The 18,639-nt window shown below is 62.6% G+C and carries 17 protein-coding genes; 11 read left to right on the forward strand and 6 right to left on the reverse strand.

The features are described from left to right. Position 1: 1 nt before the first annotated feature. The 3 genes from ACQKPS_RS05025 to aspA all read right to left on the reverse strand — a co-directional run bounded on the left by ACQKPS_RS05025 (position 2) and on the right by aspA (position 3,795). Complete coding sequence (locus ACQKPS_RS05025) at positions 2-1,042, reverse strand: histone deacetylase family protein (protein WP_254482340.1); 1,041 nt, start codon at positions 1,040-1,042, stop codon at positions 2-4. A 153-nt stretch (positions 1,043-1,195) separates the two neighbouring features. Next, the gene (locus ACQKPS_RS05030) at positions 1,196-2,188 is read right to left on the reverse strand and encodes an AraC family transcriptional regulator (RefSeq protein WP_427603033.1); all 993 of its coding nucleotides are present in this window, start codon (positions 2,186-2,188) and stop codon (positions 1,196-1,198) included. 182 nt (positions 2,189-2,370) lie between these two features. Beyond that, a complete protein-coding gene (gene aspA / locus ACQKPS_RS05035) occupies positions 2,371-3,795 on the reverse strand; it encodes an aspartate ammonia-lyase (RefSeq protein ID WP_027917067.1) in 1,425 nt (474 codons plus the stop codon). Positions 3,796-3,977: 182 nt separating this feature from the next. Between aspA and ACQKPS_RS05040 the strand changes: the two genes are divergently transcribed. Continuing rightward, the gene (locus ACQKPS_RS05040; RefSeq protein WP_254482338.1) at positions 3,978-4,889 is read left to right on the forward strand and encodes a LysR substrate-binding domain-containing protein; all 912 of its coding nucleotides are present in this window, start codon (positions 3,978-3,980) and stop codon (positions 4,887-4,889) included. Between the two features lie 3 nt (positions 4,890-4,892). Here the strand turns inward: ACQKPS_RS05040 and ACQKPS_RS05045 are convergent, their stop codons facing one another. Further along, positions 4,893-5,534, reverse strand: coding sequence for a reprolysin-like metallopeptidase (locus tag ACQKPS_RS05045; protein ID WP_427603036.1), 642 nt, complete (start codon positions 5,532-5,534; stop codon positions 4,893-4,895). A 293-nt stretch (positions 5,535-5,827) separates the two neighbouring features. On the opposite strand from ACQKPS_RS05045, the gene purE reads away from it, so the two are divergent. The 4 genes from purE (at position 5,828) to ACQKPS_RS05065 (ending at position 8,338) form a co-directional block, all read left to right on the forward strand. After that, positions 5,828-6,319: a 5-(carboxyamino)imidazole ribonucleotide mutase gene (purE, locus tag ACQKPS_RS05050; RefSeq protein WP_003253304.1), complete on the forward strand. Its 492-nt coding sequence runs from the start codon at positions 5,828-5,830 to the stop codon at positions 6,317-6,319. A gap of 10 nt (positions 6,320-6,329) precedes the next feature. Continuing rightward, positions 6,330-7,412 (forward strand): 5-(carboxyamino)imidazole ribonucleotide synthase, encoded by a 1,083-nt coding sequence (locus tag ACQKPS_RS05055; RefSeq protein WP_254482336.1) that lies wholly within the window; start codon positions 6,330-6,332, stop codon positions 7,410-7,412. Between the two features lie 97 nt (positions 7,413-7,509). Beyond that, positions 7,510-7,755 (forward strand): GlsB/YeaQ/YmgE family stress response membrane protein, encoded by a 246-nt coding sequence (locus ACQKPS_RS05060; protein ID WP_054884765.1) that lies wholly within the window; start codon positions 7,510-7,512, stop codon positions 7,753-7,755. A gap of 49 nt (positions 7,756-7,804) precedes the next feature. After that, positions 7,805-8,338, forward strand: coding sequence for a DUF3299 domain-containing protein (locus ACQKPS_RS05065; protein WP_254482335.1), 534 nt, complete (start codon positions 7,805-7,807; stop codon positions 8,336-8,338). A 62-nt stretch (positions 8,339-8,400) separates the two neighbouring features. Here ACQKPS_RS05065 and ACQKPS_RS05070 read toward each other — a convergent pair whose 3' ends face one another. Further along, positions 8,401-9,297, reverse strand: coding sequence for a D-hexose-6-phosphate mutarotase (locus ACQKPS_RS05070; protein WP_254482334.1), 897 nt, complete (start codon positions 9,295-9,297; stop codon positions 8,401-8,403). 71 nt (positions 9,298-9,368) lie between these two features. Continuing rightward, complete coding sequence (locus ACQKPS_RS05075) at positions 9,369-9,767, reverse strand: acyl-CoA thioesterase (protein WP_027917060.1); 399 nt, start codon at positions 9,765-9,767, stop codon at positions 9,369-9,371. 358 nt (positions 9,768-10,125) lie between these two features. On the opposite strand from ACQKPS_RS05075, the gene ACQKPS_RS05080 reads away from it, so the two are divergent. From ACQKPS_RS05080 to phoU, 6 genes are all read left to right on the forward strand, one after another. Then, the gene (locus tag ACQKPS_RS05080) at positions 10,126-11,415 is read left to right on the forward strand and encodes an MFS transporter (protein WP_254482333.1); all 1,290 of its coding nucleotides are present in this window, start codon (positions 10,126-10,128) and stop codon (positions 11,413-11,415) included. A gap of 237 nt (positions 11,416-11,652) precedes the next feature. Then, positions 11,653-12,651, forward strand: a complete 999-nt coding sequence (locus ACQKPS_RS05085) for a phosphate ABC transporter substrate-binding protein PstS (RefSeq protein WP_186601497.1) — start codon at positions 11,653-11,655, stop codon at positions 12,649-12,651. 139 nt (positions 12,652-12,790) lie between these two features. After that, the gene (locus ACQKPS_RS05090; RefSeq protein WP_254482332.1) at positions 12,791-15,079 is read left to right on the forward strand and encodes an ABC transporter permease subunit; all 2,289 of its coding nucleotides are present in this window, start codon (positions 12,791-12,793) and stop codon (positions 15,077-15,079) included. A 17-nt stretch (positions 15,080-15,096) separates the two neighbouring features. Next, complete coding sequence (pstA, locus tag ACQKPS_RS05095; protein ID WP_254482331.1) at positions 15,097-16,767, forward strand: phosphate ABC transporter permease PstA; 1,671 nt, start codon at positions 15,097-15,099, stop codon at positions 16,765-16,767. 72 nt (positions 16,768-16,839) lie between these two features. After that, complete coding sequence (gene pstB, locus ACQKPS_RS05100) at positions 16,840-17,673, forward strand: phosphate ABC transporter ATP-binding protein PstB (RefSeq protein WP_254482330.1); 834 nt, start codon at positions 16,840-16,842, stop codon at positions 17,671-17,673. A 139-nt stretch (positions 17,674-17,812) separates the two neighbouring features. After that, the gene (phoU, locus tag ACQKPS_RS05105; RefSeq protein WP_176508514.1) at positions 17,813-18,583 is read left to right on the forward strand and encodes a phosphate signaling complex protein PhoU; all 771 of its coding nucleotides are present in this window, start codon (positions 17,813-17,815) and stop codon (positions 18,581-18,583) included. Positions 18,584-18,639 lie beyond the last annotated feature (56 nt).

Here is an 18,639-nt window from a genome sequence, read left to right on the forward strand (position 1 = left end):
ATCAGGCTCCTGGCTGGGCGCGCTGGAAGCCTTCCAGCACATTGACTGCGTTGATACCGATTTCTTCCACAGCGTAGCCACCCTCCATCACGAACAGGGTGGGCTTGCCGAGCTGGGCGATGCGCTTGCCCATTTCCAGGTAGTCCGGGCTGTCCAGCTTGAACTGCGAGATCGGGTCGTCCTTGAAGGTGTCCACGCCCAGGGAGACCACGAGCACATCGGCGTCATAGGTGGCGATGCGTTGGCAGGCGTCTTCCAGCGCGGCGCTCCAGGCTGCCCAGTCACTGCCGGCGGGCAGCGGGTAGTTGATGTTGCAGCCAACGCCTGCGCCTTCACCGGTTTCGTCGGCATAGCCGAGGAAGAACGGGAATTCATCTTGCGGGTCGCCGTGGATCGAGGCGAAGAAGACGTCGTTGCGCTGATAGAAGATGTCCTGGGTGCCGTTGCCGTGGTGGTAGTCGACGTCAAGGATGGCCACCTTGGCGCGGCCCTGGTCAAGGAAGGCCTGGGCGGCAATCGCGGCATTGTTCAGGTAGCAGTAGCCACCCATGACTTCAGCAGCGGCGTGGTGCCCCGGTGGGCGGCACAAAGCGAAGGCCGAGTGGGCACCTTGCTCGATGGCAGCTTGGGCGGTCAGGGCAACCTGCGCGGCGCTGTAGGCGGCTTGCCACGTACCTGCGGTGATCGGCGCGCCGGCGTCGAAGCTGTAATAGCCCAGTTCGCCATGCAGGCCGGTTGGCTTGACCTGGCGCAGGGTGCGTGCCGGCCAGGTGAAGGGCAGCAGGTCGCCGTCGTGGCCGAGCGCGGCCCAGCGCGCCCAGGCGCCCTGGAAGAAGTCGAGGTAGTCGGCGCTGTGGATGCGTTGCAACGGTGCACGGCCGAAGTCGGTCGGGCCCTGGACATCGCCGAGATTGCGCTTTTTGACTTGCTCAAGGACGTGGTCGGCGCGAGAGGGCATTTCGAAGCAAGGCATCAGCTTGCCGTCGATCAGCTCGCAGCGGCCGTGGTGCAGGCGGTGATCATCGGAATAGATCGTCAGCATTTGTTGTTCTCCGGGTACTGGCGTGGGCCTATTTTCACGGGCGGCCCGGTGGCGGAAAACGACGCAAACGGCCAAAAGGGGATCGATGTGGCCAAGCTCGTTGGCCTGCACCGGCCTCTTCGCGTCGAACCGCCGCGAAGAGGCCGGAACAGGTCAACCGCGGAAATGGCTGGGCGCAACGCCGCTCCAACGCTGGAAAGCATGGCGGAAACTTGCGGTCTCGCTGAACCCCAGGGTTTCGGCAATCCGGTAGATCGGCATCTGCTCATCGGCCAGCAACTGCTTGGCACGATCGAAGCGCAGTTCATCGAGCAGTTGTTGATAACTGCAGCCCAGTGCCTGCAGGTGCCGGCGCAAGGTGCGCGAGGAACAGTTCATCTGACGTGCCAGGCCCTCCAGGCCCGGCGCCGCATCCAGTTGCTGCAGCAAAAGCTGGCGGATGCGCCCAAGCCAGGCCTGGCGCCCGGTGAATTCCAGGTTCAAGCGCCGGCAGCGCTCACTCATCGCCTTGTGGGTAATCGGGTCGGCCAGCGGCAGTGGCATGTCCAGCCAGCGCCGTTCGAAGGCAAAGGCGTTGTCCTCGGCATCGAACGCCAATGGGCACTGGAAAGCCCCTGTATACAAGCTGTGGTAGCCGGGACGTGCGTGCTCGAAGCGGGCGCCGAGTAGCGGCAATGTGCGGCCAAGCAGGTCATCACAGATCACTTTCAGCGACACCAGGCAGAACTCGGCATTGAAGGCGGCGAGGGCCGGACTGTCGTGGTATTCGCTGGCGCTGAACCAGACGCGCTGGCCATCGTCGACCAGGCGCAGCTTGAAGACTGTTCCCAGCAGTGCCGGGTAATGCAGGGCCAGGCGCAGGGCGTCACCCAAAGTGGCACTGGAGAGCAGGGCGTAACCGAGCATCCCGTAGCACGACACATGCATGCGCCGACCCAGTTCCAGGCCGATCTCCTCACGCCGGGCCACGGCATTGGCGCACACCTGCAGCTCTTGCTGGGTGGTGATGCGTGCGTCGCTATGGCCCAGGTCGGCGGGGCCTATGCCGCTGCCGGCGAGCAACGTCGTCGCCTCGCACCCTTGCTCCTGGAACAGGTTGAGGATCAGCGAAACCGCGTTGAGGGTGGTCAGGTGGCTGTGCAGCATGCTCGGTCATCCCGTGGGCCTGGGAGGCATTATGGAGCAAGTAGCGTGCCGATACCGGCGCTGCAACGCTGGCGCCGCATTCATGGAGCAAAAAAAAAGGCCCGGAGCGTGTGCTCGGGCCTTTGAAAGGTTGAGAGGTGTCTAGTCCCTCGACCTGGTGAGACTGTATGCAGCGGCCTGGGTTACGCCTTCAGCGGAACCAGACGTGGAGCGATCATGTTTTCCGGACGCAGGATGTCGTCGAGCATCGCGTCGTCCAGCAGCTTCTCTTCACGCACCAGTTCCAGTACGCCGCGGCCGGTTTCCAGGGCAACGCGGGCGATACGGGTGGCGTTTTCGTAGCCGATGTACGGGTTCAGGGCGGTGACCAGGCCGATCGAGTGCTCGACCAGTTCACGGCAGCGCTGTTCGTTGGCGGTGATGCCGACGATGCAGTGCTCGCGCAGCATGTCCATGGCGCGCTGGAGCAGGCGGATCGAGTCGAAGATCTTGTAGGCGATCAGCGGCTCCATCACGTTCAGCTGCAGCTGGCCACCTTCGGCGGCGACGGTCAGGGCCAGGTCGTTGCCCATGATGGCGAAAGCCACTTGGTTGACGGCTTCCGGAATGACCGGGTTGACCTTGCCTGGCATGATCGAGCTGCCTGGCTGACGCGCTGGCAGGTTGATCTCGTTGATGCCGGTGCGCGGGCCGCTGGACAGCAGGCGCAGGTCGTTGCAGATCTTCGAAAGCTTGACCGCGGTACGCTTGAGCATGCCGGAGAACAGCACGAAAGCACCCATGTCGGAAGTGGCTTCGATCAGGTCGGCAGCCGGTACCAGCGGCTGGCCGCTGATAGTGGCCAGGCGCTGTACGGCCAGGGCCTGGTAGCCCGGGTCGGCGTTGATGCCGGTACCGATGGCAGTACCGCCCAAGTTGATTTCGGTCAGCAGTTCCGGCGCCAGCGAGCGCAGGCGCTGCAGGTCTTCGGTCATGGTGGTGGCGAAGGCGCGGAATTCCTGGCCCAGGGTCATCGGCACGGCATCCTGCAGCTGGGTGCGGCCCATCTTCAGTACGTGGTCGAATTCCTTGCCTTTGGCAGCGAATGCCTGGATCAGGCTGTCGAGGCTGGCCAGCAGGGCGTCGTGGCCCAGCAGCAGGCCCAGGCGGATGGCAGTCGGGTAGGCGTCGTTGGTCGACTGCGCCATGTTCACGTCGTTGTTCGGGTGCAGGTACTGGTATTCACCCTTCTGGTGGCCCATGGCCTCCAGCGCGACGTTGGCGATGACTTCGTTCGCGTTCATGTTGGTGGAAGTACCGGCACCACCCTGGATCATGTCCACCACGAACTGGTCGTGGTAATCGCCTTTGATCAGGCGGGCGCAGGCGGCACTGATGGCCGCGTGCTTGGCATCGCTCAGGTGACCCAGCTCACGGTTGGCGTCGGCAGCAGCCTGCTTGACCATGGCCAGGGCCACGACCAGCTTCGGGTAGTGCGACAGCGGAACACCGGAGAGGTGGAAGTTGTTGGCAGCGCGCAGGGTCTGGATGCCGTAGTAGGCATCGGCAGGGACTTCAAGGGTACCAAGCAGATCTTTTTCGACGCGGAACGATGCAGCGGAGGACATGATGGATATCATCTCGATTTTGACCCGGCACCTGCCGGAATGGCGGCAATCCTAGGCCCGAACGGGATTTTGCGGCCAATGCTGTTGCACGCTAACCTATGCACAAACGGCATAGTGTTTCATGTGACGCCAATTGACATTCGAGCGTGTTCCATTTTGGTGCACGCCGGGAGATCTGCTTCATGAACCTCGAAAGCAAGTGGCTGGAGGACTTCAGTGCCCTGGCCTCCACCCGCAGTTTTTCCCAGGCGGCCGAGCGACGTTTCGTCACCCAGCCCGCCTTCAGCCGGCGTATACGCAGCCTGGAAGCGGCGTTGGGCCTGACCTTGGTGAATCGTTCCCGCACACCGATTGAGCTGACTGAGGCTGGCCAGCTTTTTCTCGTCACCGCCCGCACCGTTGTCGACCAGTTGAGCGAAGTTCTGCGCCACTTGCATCACCTTGAGGGTGGCCAGGGCGAGGTCATCCAGGTAGCCGCAGCGCACTCTCTGGCCTCGGGCTTTTTCCCGCGCTGGGTGGCCCAATTACGCAATGAAGGCCTGAACATAGCGACCCGCCTGGTTGCGACTAACGTCGGAGACGCAGTACATGCATTAAGGGAAGGGGGATGTGACCTGATGCTGGCGTTCTATGACCCTGATGCCGCCCTGCAGATGGATGCCGAGATCTTCCCGTCATTGCACATGGGTGACACTGAAATGCTCCCGGTATGTGCCGTGGATGGCGACGGCAGGCCACTGTTCGACCTCGAAGGCGATGCCAGCGTGCCGCTGCTGGCCTACAGCGCCGGTGCCTTCCTTGGCCGTTCGGTGAACCTGCTCTTGCGCCAGCGCAACCTGCGCTACACCACCGTTTATGAAACCGCGATGGCCGACAGCCTGAAGAGCATGGCGCTCGAAGGCATGGGCATTGCGTGGGTGCCACGCCTGTCGATGCGCGGTGAACTGGAGCGTGGCGAACTGGCGATCTGCGGCGGCGCCCAGTGGCATGTGCCGCTTGAGATCCGCCTGTATCGCTGCGCCCTGGTGCGCAAGGCCAATGTCAGGCTGCTATGGCGCAAGCTTGAGTCGGCTGGCAGTCAGAGCGAGGCTTGACGGTCACTGCTGATGGCTGCGCAGGTGGTCAACAATGTTCTGACGATTGTCATCGCTGTAGCGGTAGCAGTGCGAGCGGTCCCAGGCGCGTTCCGGGTAGACATACGTTTCGCATTTGTACAGCAGCGGCGTCCTGATGGTTTCTGCATGCTCATGTGTGGCCCCGAGCATGTGGCCGATTTCGTGCCCCAGGCTGGCGTAACTGGTGCGAGAGGCAATGGCGCTGTTGCCTTGGAACTGTGCCAGGCCCTGCACCGTGCTGCCGTTGTCGAGTAGCTCATATACGTTCTCGGTCACCAGGATCGACTTGTTGATGCCGCTTGGATAATGCTGGAACCTGAGTTCGGCCACGGCGTCCTGAAAGGCCTGAAGTGTCGAGCGGGCATTGTTCCTTGCGGCGTATTCGATATCGGTGATGCCCGGAATGTCGCGATGGTAGACCACCTCGATCGGCTGCGAGGTGAATGCGTGCATCTCGTCTTCCCAGTGTTTCAAATAATCGCGGTACAGCGATTGTTCACTCACCGATGCAAGTTCATCGTGCAGGTAAACGTGGATGATCAGGGTTTCGCTGGCTTTGGCTACGGGTAAACGCAGCGCGAACGCTAGCACCATTAACATGGCAAGGGGCTTGATGCGGAGCATGGTGGAACCTCCATTGTGGGGAAGCGTCGAGGTTCCGACATCGCTGGCGTAAGATGCACCGGGAAGACTTGGCGCAGGGCTGGCGGACCGCTAAAAAGTTGTCCCGCGAGACAGCTTGCCCTTTGATCCGACATGTGCTTGTGGGGGTGGGCGGCCCGCCCGGAAATACGCTACAATCCCGCGCCTTCGGCCGACCCGGTCGATTCAGAATCCGTATGACAAGCCACGCTGGCCCACCTGCGTGGCTTGTTGCTTTTAGCGCGCCTGAAGGCGCTTGCAGGAGAGGCTCGACGATGAGTGCACTGGTTGGCGTGATCATGGGCTCCAAGTCCGATTGGTCCACCCTTAGCCACACCGCCGATATGCTGGAAAAACTCGGCATTCCCTACGAAGTGAAGGTGGTTTCCGCGCACCGCACCCCGGACTTGCTGTTCCAGTACGCCGAAGAGGCCGAAGGGCGTGGTATCGAGGTGATCATTGCCGGTGCCGGTGGCGCTGCCCACTTGCCAGGCATGTGTGCTGCCAAGACCCACCTGCCGGTGCTGGGCGTGCCCGTCCAGTCGTCGATGCTGTCGGGCGTCGACTCGCTGCTGTCGATCGTGCAGATGCCTGCCGGTGTGCCGGTGGCCACCCTGGCCATCGGCCGCGCTGGCGCCGTCAACGCTGCGCTGCTGTCGGCGAGCATCCTCGGCGCCAAGTACCCGCAGTACCACGCGGCGCTCAAGCAGTTCCGCACCGAGCAGACCGACACGGTGCTGGACAATCCAGACCCGCGCCAGGCTTGAGGCTGAACCCATGAAGATCGGTGTAATCGGTGGCGGCCAACTGGGCCGCATGCTGGCCCTGGCGGGCACTCCGCTGGGCATGAACTTCGCCTTCCTCGACCCGGCGCCCGACGCCTGTGCCGCCGCGCTGGGCGAGCACCTGCGTGGCGACTATGGCGACCAGGCTCACCTGCGCCAACTGGCCGACGAAGTCGACCTGGTGACCTTCGAGTTCGAAAGCGTCCCGGCCGAGACCGTGGCTTTCCTGTCGCAGTTCGTGCCGGTCTACCCGAGCGCCGAAGCCCTGCGCATCGCCCGTGACCGCCTGTTCGAGAAGAGCATGTTCCGCGACCTGGGGATCCCGACCCCGGCCTTCGCCGACATCCTCTCGCAGGCAGACCTCGACGCGGCAGTTGCCAGCATCGGCCTGCCGGCAGTACTGAAGACCCGCACCCTGGGCTACGACGGCAAGGGCCAGAAGGTGCTGCGCACACCTGAAGACGTGGTTGGCACCTTTGCCGAACTGGGCAGCGTGCCTTGCCTGCTGGAAGGCTTCGTGCCGTTCACTGGCGAAGTATCGCTGGTAGCCGTGCGGGCCCGCGATGGCGAAACCCGCTTCTACCCGTTGGTGCACAACACCCATGAGAGCGGCATCCTGAAACTGTCGGTGGCCAGCGAAGCGCACCCGTTGCAGGGCCTGGCCGAAGACTATGTCGGCCGTGTGCTCAAGCAACTGGATTATGTCGGCGTGATGGCCTTCGAGTTCTTCGAAGTCGACGGTGGCCTGAAGGCCAACGAAATCGCCCCGCGTGTGCACAACTCCGGGCACTGGACCATCGAAGGTGCCGAGTGCAGCCAGTTCGAGAACCACTTGCGCGCCGTGGCCGGCCTGCCGCTGGGCTCGACTGCCAAGGTCGGTGAGAGCGCCATGCTGAACTTCATCGGTGAAGTGCCTGCGGTGGAAAAGGTCGTGGCCATCGACGGCTGCCACCTGCACCACTACGGCAAGGCCTTCAAGGTCGGGCGCAAGGTCGGCCATGCCACCCTGCGCTGCCAGGACATGGCCAGCCTGAAGGCCAGGATTGCCGAAGTAGAAGCGCTGATCAGCAACTGATCGAACTTCTGCCCAAGGTCTGCCCTCTGAAAATGGCAACTAGCCAAAGCGCTGTCTAGGCTTTGGCTTGTTCCATCTTCACTTCAGAGGGATTGCCATGGGCATCATTGGAACCATCTTCATCGGCCTCATCGTTGGCCTGCTGGCCCGCTTCCTCAAGCCGGGCGACGACAGCATGGGCTGGATCATGACCATTCTGCTGGGTATCGCCGGCTCTCTGCTCGCCACCTATGGCGGCCAGGCACTGGGGATCTACCAGGCGGGCCAGGCCGCAGGATTCGTCGGCGCGCTGGTGGGTGCGATCATCCTTCTGGTGATCTACGGATTCATCAAGAAACGTTGAATACTGGTTAGAATGCCCGGCAATTCATCCCGAGTTGCCGAGCATTTCCATGCGTGCTTTTTTCCTCATCCCGTTGCTTCTGGCCAGCACCCTGGCCCATGCCGAACTGCCCGAGACCGACTGGCTGGAGCTGATGCCCAAGTCTGACCAGAAAGCCCTCGAAGCGATGCCCGAGATCGACCACAACTCACCGGAAGCCAGTGGTACCTTCACTGCCAAGGGTGGCCTCAAGCAGAGCAAGGGCTTGCCGGCAGTCATGTATTCGACCAAGACCGTGGCTGCCATGAACGGCAAGGACATCCGCCTGGGCGGCTACCCGGTGCCACTGGAAAGCGATGCCAAGGGCAACAGTACCGTGTTCTTCCTTGTGCCTTACCCAGGCGCGTGCATCCACGTGCCGCCACCGCCGCCCAACCAGCTGGTGCTGGTGCGGTATCCGAAAGGCTTGAAGATCGATGACATCTACACGCCACTCTGGGTCAGCGGCAAGCTCAAGGTAGAGAAGGTCAGCAATGACCTGGCCGATGCGGCCTATGCGCTGGATGCGGGGAAGGTGAGGGTGGTGGAAGACGCCGACCTCTGATTGCCTTTACTGGCCTCTTCGCGGGTAAACCCGCGAAGAGGCCGGGCCTGCCGAAGCAGGAGTCAGAGCGCTCCGCTACCGATCCGGACCTGCAGCGACCGGCTGGCCCCCGGCTTGAGCTCCACCACATCGTCCCAGACGTTCGCCGTCTCGATGCACAGCATCCGCTGCCAGCCGTCATCGGCCATGTCCGCCAGTTCCTTGGCCCGTTCGGTCCACGGGTTCCAGATCACCGCCGAGCGTGAACCGTTGCAGGTCAAGCTAATCCGCCGCGCCCAGTGCGGGTCGACGATGCTCAGCTGCTGCGGCGTATCCAGGTAGATCCGGTCGGTTTCTCCGGCAAAACCCAGCACACCCTGCTGCTGGCGCTGTTCCCAGTCGGCCAGGGTTTCGATGTATTGCAGCCCCTCGACCCCTTCGACCCGCGCCTGGCGCACGTCGCTGACGGCGAAGTAGCTGTGCAGGGCCTGGCTGATGGTCACGGGGCTATTGCCCATGTTGCGGCTGTTCAGGGACACGGTGAGATCGTCGCCGAGCACGATGTGCAGCTTCAGTTCGACATCATGCGGCCAGTCCGGCAGTTCGCCCTGGGCCTCTGGCAGCTCGAACTCGATGTGCAGGTCAGCGCCTTTTTCTTCGACGCCCAGCAATTGCCAGTCACGCGTGCGCGCCAAGCCATGGGCGGGAGCCTGCTCGCCACGGTACATGGCCTGCACGGATGCGGGGTTGCGCTGCAAGTTGCCAAACCACGGCCAGCACACCGGCACACCGGCGCGCACCGATTTGCCCTGGCGGAAGATGGCCTGGTCGCTCAGCCATAGCAGCGGTGGCTCGCCAACACGCTGGTAGCTGAGGATCTGCGCGCCCTGCTGGGCGATCAGTAGTTCGGCGCGATCGCTGCTGATGCGCCAGCAGTTGAGTTCGCCGTGTTGCTCGGATTCGACCTTGAAGGTAGCCATTGCGCTTGTCTCATTGATTGCCTGTGGGCCTTGGACCCGGTGACGTGCAATGAGTTTACCGCTCGCAAGGCTCAGCGACGAGGCACCGAGCGGGTGCGGCCACTGCCATCGATGGCGACGAATACGAACGTCGCTTCAGTGACCTTGCGCCATTCGCTGGACAGCGGGTCGTCACTCCACACCTCGACCATCATGCGGATCGAGCTGCGGCCGATTTCCAAGGTCTGGGTATAGAACGACAGTTGCGCGCCCACAGCCACCGGCACCAGAAATGCCATGCGGTCGATGGATACGGTGGCCACTCGGCCGCCCGCGACGCGGCTGGCCATGGCGGTACCGGCGAGGTCCATCTGCGCGACCAACCAGCCGCCGAAGATGTCGCCGAAGCCATTGGTTTCGCGCGGCAATGCAGTGATCTGCAAGGCCAGGTCACCTTGTGGGATAGGATCTTCTTGTTCGAGCTCAATCATGCGATGGGGCCTCTGACCCGTGACGCTTCGTTGGTGTGGCGCAAGGCCGGGAAAACGATTCAGCTGACAACATACTACGCTGATTCCGCTTCGCTGGGCGCCCATAGGGAAACTCTGCGAAACCGTCTGACATCAAGCCCGGCGTTTTCGCACAACTTCCCACGGTTAAAGCAACCTTTTCCTACGAGCGGCCAGTATATATAGCCAATCGCCAGGCGACGACCGCACATTCACGAATAACTGTATGGTTTTTGTATCGCTTTCAGCGCAGCTCGGCAATTTGCTATCTTCGCTCCTCGCCCCCCGCCAGAAGCCGCGTGCCAAGCGGCCTGCATGACCTACAAGAGAACAACGAGCGATGACCTCCGTGCCGAGCAGTATCGAGCAGCCTTCGCGGCCGCTGACCCGCAGTGACTACAAGACCCTCTCACTGTCCGCCCTGGGTGGAGCCCTGGAGTTCTACGACTTCATCATCTTCGTGTTCTTCGCCACGGTGGTCGGCAAGCTGTTCTTCCCGCCTGACATGCCCGAATGGCTGCGCCTGATGCAGACCTTTGGCATCTTCGCCGCCGGTTACCTGGCACGGCCGCTGGGTGGCATCGTCATGGCCCATTTCGGCGACCTTCTCGGGCGCAAGAAGATGTTCACCCTGAGCATTTTCATGATGGCCCTGCCGACCCTGATCATGGGCCTGCTGCCGACTTATGCACAGATCGGCCTTTGGGCGCCGGTCCTCCTGTTGCTGATGCGTGTGATCCAGGGCGCGGCCATCGGTGGTGAAGTACCGGGCGCCTGGGTGTTCGTCTCCGAACACGTGCCGGCACGCAACACCGGCTACGCCTGTGGCACCCTGACCGCCGGCCTGACGGCAGGGATCCTGCTCGGTTCGCTGGTGGCGACCCTGATCAACACCCTCTACAGCGCCGAAGAAGTGGCCGACTATGCCTGGCGTATCCCGTTCCTGCTTGGCGGTGTGTTCGGCCTGTTCTCGGTGTACCTGCGCCGCTGGCTGCACGAAACCCCGGTGTTCGCCGAGATGCAGCAGCGCAAGGCATTGGCCGAAGAACTGCCGCTGCGCGCGGTGCTGCGTGATCACCGTGGCCCGATCATCCTGTCGATGCTGCTGACCTGGGTGTTGTCTGCCGGCATCGTGGTAGTGATCCTGATGACCCCGGCGTTGCTGCAGAGCATCTATCACGTCAGCCCCACCGACTCGCTCAAGGCCAACAGCCTGGCGATCGTGCTGCTCAGCTTCGGCTGCATCGGTGCCGGCAGCCTGGCCGACCGCTTCGGTGCGGGCCGGGTGTTCGTAATCGGCAGCCTGCTGCTGCTGGCCAGCTCCTGGACCTTCTACCACAGCCTGCCGACCCATCCTGAGCTGCTGTTCCCGCTGTATGCGCTGACCGGCCTGTGCGTGGGGGTGATCGGGGCAGTGCCGTATGTGATGGTCAAGGCGTTCCCGGCGGTGGTGCGCTTCAGCGGGCTGTCGTTCTCCTACAATGTCGCCTACGCCATCTTCGGCGGCCTGACGCCAATGGTGGTGACGGCGTTGCTCAAGGTCAGCCCGATGGCACCTGCCTATTACGTTGCCGGCCTGTGCGCCGTCGGTCTGGCGGTGGGCCTCTACCTGCTCGCCAACAAGCGCTGATCTGCACCAAAGCTACTGGCCTCTTCGCGGCTAAAGCCGCTCCCACAGGTATGGTGCAGGCCTTGAGGGTCTGTGCCACTGTCTGTAGGAGCGGCTTTAGCCGCGAAGGGGCCAGACCTGTTTTCAGTGATGGCCTTTCATCCATTTGTCACATTTGAGTCATATCGTATTCATGCGGCCTGCAGATACTGGGCCCCGTTCCATCCAACACCCCCATATTCCTGCTAGGAGCAAGGCATGAAACTGAAGCGTTTGATGGCGGCCCTCACCTTTGCCGCCGCTGGCGTTGCCACCGCCAACGCGGTAGCCGCTGTCGACCCTGCGATCCCGACCTACACCAAGACCACCGGTGTTTCGGGCAACCTCTCCAGCGTCGGTTCCGACACCCTCGCGAACCTGATGACTCTGTGGGCCGAGGCCTACAAGAAGGAATATCCAAACGTAAACATCCAGATTCAGGCTGCCGGCTCTTCTACAGCGCCACCCGCGCTGACCGAAGGTACCGCCAACCTCGGCCCCATGAGCCGCAAGATGAAGGACGTCGAGCTGCAGGCCTTCGAGCAGAAGTACGGCTACAAGCCGACCGCCATCCCGGTCGCCGTCGACGCCCTGGCCGTATTCGTGCACAAGGACAACCCGATCAAGGGCCTGACCATGGAGCAGGTCGATGCGATCTTCTCGTCTACCCGCCTGTGTGGCGCCAAAGCCGACGTAAAGACCTGGGGCGACCTGGGCGTGACCGGCGACCTGGCCAACAAGCCGGTGCAGCTGTTCGGCCGCAACTCGGTGTCGGGTACCTATGGCTACTTCAAGGAAGAAGCCCTGTGTAAAGGCGACTTCAAGCCTAATGTCAACGAACAGCCTGGCTCGGCGTCGGTCGTACAGGCGATCAGCTCCTCGCTGAACGGCATCGGTTACTCGGGCATCGGCTACAAGACTGCCAGCGTCAAGACCGTGCCACTGGCCAAGAAAGGCAGCACCGAGTTCATTGAAGACAACGAAACCAATGCCCTGAACGGCAAATATCCGCTGTCGCGCTTCCTCTACGTCTACGTCAACAAGGCGCCGAACAAGCCTCTGGCCCCGCTGGAAGCCGAGTTCGTCAAGCTGGTCCTGTCGCAAGCTGGCCAGCAGGTCGTGGTGAAGGACGGTTACATCCCGCTGCCGGCCAAAGTGGTCGACAAGACCTTGGCTGACCTGGGCCTGTCCCACTCGGACAACGTTGCAAAGAAGTAACTGACTGAGGATGAGGCCGGTGCTGATGGCCGGCCTCTTCCACGACTTTCCAGTCCGGTGCCAGGGCTCCTGTGCAGCGGGCTTTTTTGCGTCATCTCACTGTCATGTTTTTGTCATACGGGACCGCTAGGGTGTGCGCATGAATGATCTGGCCAATTCCACAATGACCCCAAACTCCCCGCCCGTGCGGATTGACTTCAATACGCCCGAGTTGCAACGCAAGCGCCGCATGCGCGCCCTCAAGGATCGCCTGACCCGTTGGTATGTGCTGGTCGGCGGGCTTGCCGTGCTGGCAGCCATCACGCTGATCTTCTTCTATCTGGCTTATGTGGTGCTGCCATTGTTCCAGGGCGCCGAGCTGACCAGCAAGAAGGCCCTGGAGCCTGCCTGGCTGCAGCAGGACGCCGGCAAGCCACTGATGATTGCCCTAGAAGAGCAGAACCTGGTCGGCATGCGCGTTTCGGACAAGGGTCAGGCCATTTTCTTCGACACCAAGAGCGGTAACCCGCTCAGCCGCATCGACCTGCCGTTGCCGGCAGGTACCCAGGTCAGTTCCATCAGTGCGGACCAGCCTGGCAGTCCGCTGGTGGTGCTCGGTCTGTCCAATGGCCAGGCACTGGTGTTCCACCACACCTACAAGGTCACCTACCCGGACAACAAGAAAACCATCACTCCAGGCATCGATTATCCATACGGCCAGGCACCGTTCGTGCTCGACGAGCAGGGCCGCGCGCTGGAACACGTGAGTGTCAACGTCAACGGCGACACCCTGCTGCTGGCTGGATCCACGGGTGCGCACCTGCAGGTGGTCGAGCTGTCGCGCAGCGAAAACATGCTGACCGGCGAGACCAGCACCGAGCAGAGCCGTATCGAATTGCCGCAGATGACCGAAGTGGTGAAGAACATCTTCATCGACCCGCGTCAGCAGTGGTTGTACGTGATCAACGGTCGCGCCACCGCCGATGTCTTCAGCCTGCGCGACAAGAGCCTCAATGGCCGCTACAAGCTGGCGGAAAGCGCCGACACCGAAATCACCGCCACCGCCCAGCTGGTGGGTGGCATCTCGTTGATCATCGGCGATTCCAAGGGCGGCCTGGCCCAGTGGTTCATGGCCCGCGACCCGGATGGCGAGCAGCGCTTCAAGCAGATCCGTACCTTCAAGATGGGTGAGGCAGCGATCGCCCAGATCGATGCCGAAGAACGTCGCAAGGGCTTCATCGCCCTGGATGCCGACGGCAAGCTTGGCGTGTTCCACAGCACGGCGCACCGCACCTTGCTGGTCGAACAGGCCGCCGAGGGGCCTGGCATCCTGGCCCTGTCGCCGCGTGCCAACCGCATCATCATTGAAGAAGGTGGCAAGCTGCTGCCGCTGAGCCTGCGCAACCCGCACCCGGAAATCTCCTTCAGCGCCTTGTGGGGCAAGGTCTGGTACGAGAACTACGACGAGCCCAAGTACGTCTGGCAGTCGACTGCCTCGAACACCGACTTCGAACCCAAGCTGAGCCTCTCGCCGCTAACCTTCGGTACCCTCAAGGCCGCGTTCTACGCGATGATCCTGGCGGCTCCGCTGGCCATTGCCGCCGCCATCTACACCGCCTACTTCATGGCCCCGGGCATGCGCCGCAAGGTCAAGCCGGTAATCGAGCTGATGGAAGCGATGCCGACGGTGATCCTCGGCTTCTTCGCCGGCCTGTTCCTCGCACCTTACCTGGAAGGCCACCTGCCTGGCGTATTCAGCCTGTTCCTGATCATGCCGCTCGGCATTCTGTTGACCGGCTTCACCTGGAGCCGCCTGCCGGAGTCTGTCCGCCTGCGCGTCCCGGATGGTTGGGAAGCGGCAATCCTGATTCCGGTGATCCTGGCGATCGGCTGGTTTGCCCTGGCGGTCAGCCCGTATCTCGAGAGCTGGTTCTTCGGTGGCGACATGCGCCTTTGGATCGAGCACACGCTTGGCCTGCGCTACGACCAGCGCAACGCCCTGGTGGTCGGTATCGCCATGGGCTTCGCGGTCATCCCGAACATCTACTCGATCGCCGAAGACGCCGTGTTCAGCGTGCCGCGCAGCCTGACTCTGGGTTCCCTGGCCCTGGGTGCGACGCCGTGGCAGACCCTGACCCGCGTGGTCATCCTCACCGCCAGCCCGGGCATCTTCTCGGCACTGATGATCGGCATGGGCCGTGCGGTGGGCGAGACCATGATCGTGCTGATGGCCACCGGCAACACCCCGGTGATGGAACTGAACCTGTTCGAAGGCATGCGCACGCTGGCCGCCAACGTGGCGGTCGAAATGCCTGAATCGGAAGTTGGCGGCAGCCACTATCGCGTGCTGTTCCTCGCCGCCCTCGTGCTGCTGATGTTCACCTTCGTCATGAACACCTTGGCCGAGCTGATTCGCCAGCGTCTGCGCAAGAAATACTCGTCGCTTTGATAGAAAGGTAGCGATCCGTGAAAAAGGATTCCCTCAAAGGCTGGTTCAAGAGCGGCGCCCCAGGCGTCTGGATCAGCGGTGGCGCGGTAGCCATGGCGGTGATCATGACCGTTGGCCTGCTGGCGGTGATCGCCGTGCGCGGCCTGGGCCACTTCTGGCCAGCCGACTTGATCCAGGCCACTTACCAGGTGCCGGGCCAGGCCGACCATGTTGTCATCGGCGAAGTGGTGCAGAAGGAAGAAGTCCCGCGTGCCCGCCTCAAGGGCGCCGGCTTGCCGGTGCCGGACGATGGCCCTGAGTTCATGACCCGCGAGCTGGTCAAGGTGGGTAACCGCGACCTCAATGGCAGCGACTTCACCTGGGTGGTCGGCGAATGGCTGGTGGACGAGCAGCGCCCGGCCGACCTGATCGCCCTGGAGCGCCGCGAGTGGGGCAACTTCTACGGCTACCTGGTCAGCGTCAAGGAAGACGGCCGCGTGGTAGCCCAAGGCCCGGCGGCCTGGAACGAGCTGCAAGCCCGTCTGAAGCGTGCCAACCAGCTCAACAGCGAACTGCAAACCCTCGAGAAGAAAGACATCGGGACTATCAACCATGGCCTCGAGCGCCTGCGCCTGCACGGCCGCAAACTGGAGCTGGAGGGCAAGCTGGACGCCACCGCCCAGGCCGACATGGACGCCGAACGCGCCGAGCTGAACAGCCGCTACAAGGCCGTCGAGGACCGCCTGCTGGGCCTGCACCAGGCCTTCGCCCGTGACAGCCTGGTGGCCCGCGACGGCAACGGCCGCGAAGTGGAAATCAACCTGAGCAAAGTGGTGCATGCCATCCAGCCGAATGCCATGTCCGGCTTCAGCAAGATGGGTACCTATTTCGCCAAGGTCTGGGAATTCCTCAGCGACGACCCGCGTGAAGCCAACACCGAGGGCGGCATCTTCCCGGCCATCTTCGGCACCGTGATGATGACCCTGATCATGGCGGTAATCGTCACGCCGTTCGGCGTGCTGGCCGCGGTCTACCTGCGTGAATACGCCAGGCAAGGCCCGGTGACCCGCCTGATCCGCATCGCAGTGAACAACCTGGCCGGGGTGCCGGCGATCGTCTACGGCGTGTTTGGCCTGGGCTTCTTCGTCTATGTACTGGGCGGCTCGATCGACCGCCTGTTCTTCCCCGAAGCGCTGCCCGCGCCGACCCTGGGTACCCCGGGCTTGCTGTGGGCTTCGCTGACCCTGGCGCTGCTGGCCGTGCCGGTGGTGATCGTAGCCACCGAGGAAGGCCTGGCGCGGATTCCACGGACCGTGCGCGAAGGCTCCCTGGCACTGGGGGCGACCAAGGCCGAAACCCTGTGGAAGATCGTCCTGCCTATGGCCAGCCCGGCGATGATGACCGGCATGATCCTCGCCGTGGCCCGTGCCGCCGGTGAAGTGGCGCCGCTGATGCTGGTGGGTGTGGTGAAGCTGGCGCCATCGCTGCCGCTGGACGGCAACTACCCGTACCTGCACCTGGACCAGAAGATCATGCACCTGGGCTTCCACATCTACGACGTCGGTTTCCAGAGCCCTAACGTCGAAGCGGCGCGACCGCTGGTATACGCGACCGCGCTGCTGCTGGTGCTGGTGATCGCCACCCTCAACCTGTCGGCGGTGTGGATCCGCAACCACCTGCGCGAGAAGTACAAGGCGCTCGACAGCTGAGCCTGAACTGCAAGCGTGCCGCCTGCCAATCGGCGGCCCTTTGAAACGTATTGATAGCGTATGGAGTTGACCATGCAGCATGATTCCCATACCCACGGCATCGACATGTCTGCCCTGGGTCGCGACAAGCAGGGCCTGCGCCTGGCTGAAGAAACCGTGGCCATCGAAGTGCCGGGCCTGAGCCTGTTCTACGGCGACAAACAAGCCCTGTTCGACGTGCAGATGAACATCCCCAAGCAACGCGTGACTGCCTTCATTGGCCCGTCCGGCTGCGGCAAGTCGACCCTGCTGCGCACCTTCAATCGCATGAATGACCTGGTCGACGGTTGCCGCGTGGAAGGTGCCATCAACCTTTACGGCAACAACATCTACCGCAAGGGCGAAGACGTGGCCGAGCTGCGTCGCCGGGTCGGCATGGTGTTCCAGAAGCCCAACCCGTTCCCCAAGACCATTTACGAGAACGTGGTCTATGGCCTGCGTATCCAGGGCATCAACAAGAAACGCGTGCTGGATGAAGCCGTGGAATGGGCACTGCGGGGCGCCGCCTTGTGGGACGAGGTCAAAGACCGCCTGCACGAGTCCGCCCTGGGCCTGTCCGGCGGCCAGCAGCAGCGTCTGGTGATCGCCCGTACCATCGCCGTGGAGCCTGAGGTGCTGCTGCTCGACGAACCGTGCTCGGCGCTGGACCCGATCTCGACGCTGAAGGTCGAAGAGCTGATCTACGAACTGAAATCCAAGTACACCATCGTCATCGTGACCCACAACATGCAACAGGCGGCACGTGTTTCGGACTACACCGCCTTCATGTACATGGGCAAACTGGTTGAATTCGGCGATACCGACACCCTGTTCACCAACCCGGCAAAAAAGCAGACCGAAGACTACATCACCGGTCGTTACGGCTAAGCGCCGCTCGTGATAAGCACCAGGCCCCTGTAGGAGCGGGTTTACCCGCGAAGCAGGCGGCTCGGTTTCTGGCACCGGCTTCGCCGGTGTTCGCGGGTAAACCCGCTCCTACAGGGCCGCGCTACCAAAGGAAAACACGATGATCAACAAAGAAAGCCTGACGCACCATATTTCCCAGCAGTTCAACGCCGAACTCGAAGAGGTGCGCAGCCATTTGCTGGCCATGGGTGGCCTGGTCGAAAAGCAGGTGAACGATGCCGTCACCGCGCTGATCGAGGCCGACTCGGGCCTGGCCCAGCAGGTGCGTGAAGTCGATGAACAGATCAACCAGATGGAGCGCAACATCGACGAGGAATGCCTGCGCATTCTCGCCCGCCGCCAGCCGGCGGCCTCCGACCTGCGCCTGATCATCAGTATCTCCAAGTCGGTGATCGATCTGGAGCGCATTGGTGACGAATCGACGAAGATCGCTCGCCGCGCCATCCAGCTGTGCGAAGAAGGCGAGTCGCCGCGCGGCTACGTCGAGGTGCGCCACATCGGCGACCAGGTGCGCAACATGGTGCGCGATGCCCTCGATGCCTTCGCTCGCTTCGATGCCGACCTGGCACTGTCGGTGGCCCAGTACGACAAGACCATCGACCGCGAGTACAAGACCGCCCTGCGTGAACTGGTCACCTACATGATGGAAGACCCGCGCTCGATCTCGCGGGTGCTCAGCGTGATCTGGGTGTTGCGTTCGCTGGAGCGGATCGGCGACCACGCGCGAAACATCTCGGAGCTGGTGATCTACCTGGTGCGCGGCACCGATGTCCGTCACATGGGCCTCAAGCGCATGAAGGCTGAAGTCGAAGGCACTGCGGGGGACGCGGCCGAAAGCGCTAATGTTCCGGGCAAACCTGACGATAAATAAGATTGCTCCCGAGCATCGACGCCCGGCCCGTGCCGGGCGTTTGCGTGTGTGGCAGA

Origin of the sequence: Pseudomonas sp. NPDC086566, from assembly GCF_050280885.1 — a bacterium.
GTDB classification, from domain to species: Bacteria; Pseudomonadota; Gammaproteobacteria; order Pseudomonadales; family Pseudomonadaceae; genus Aquipseudomonas; species Aquipseudomonas vlassakiae.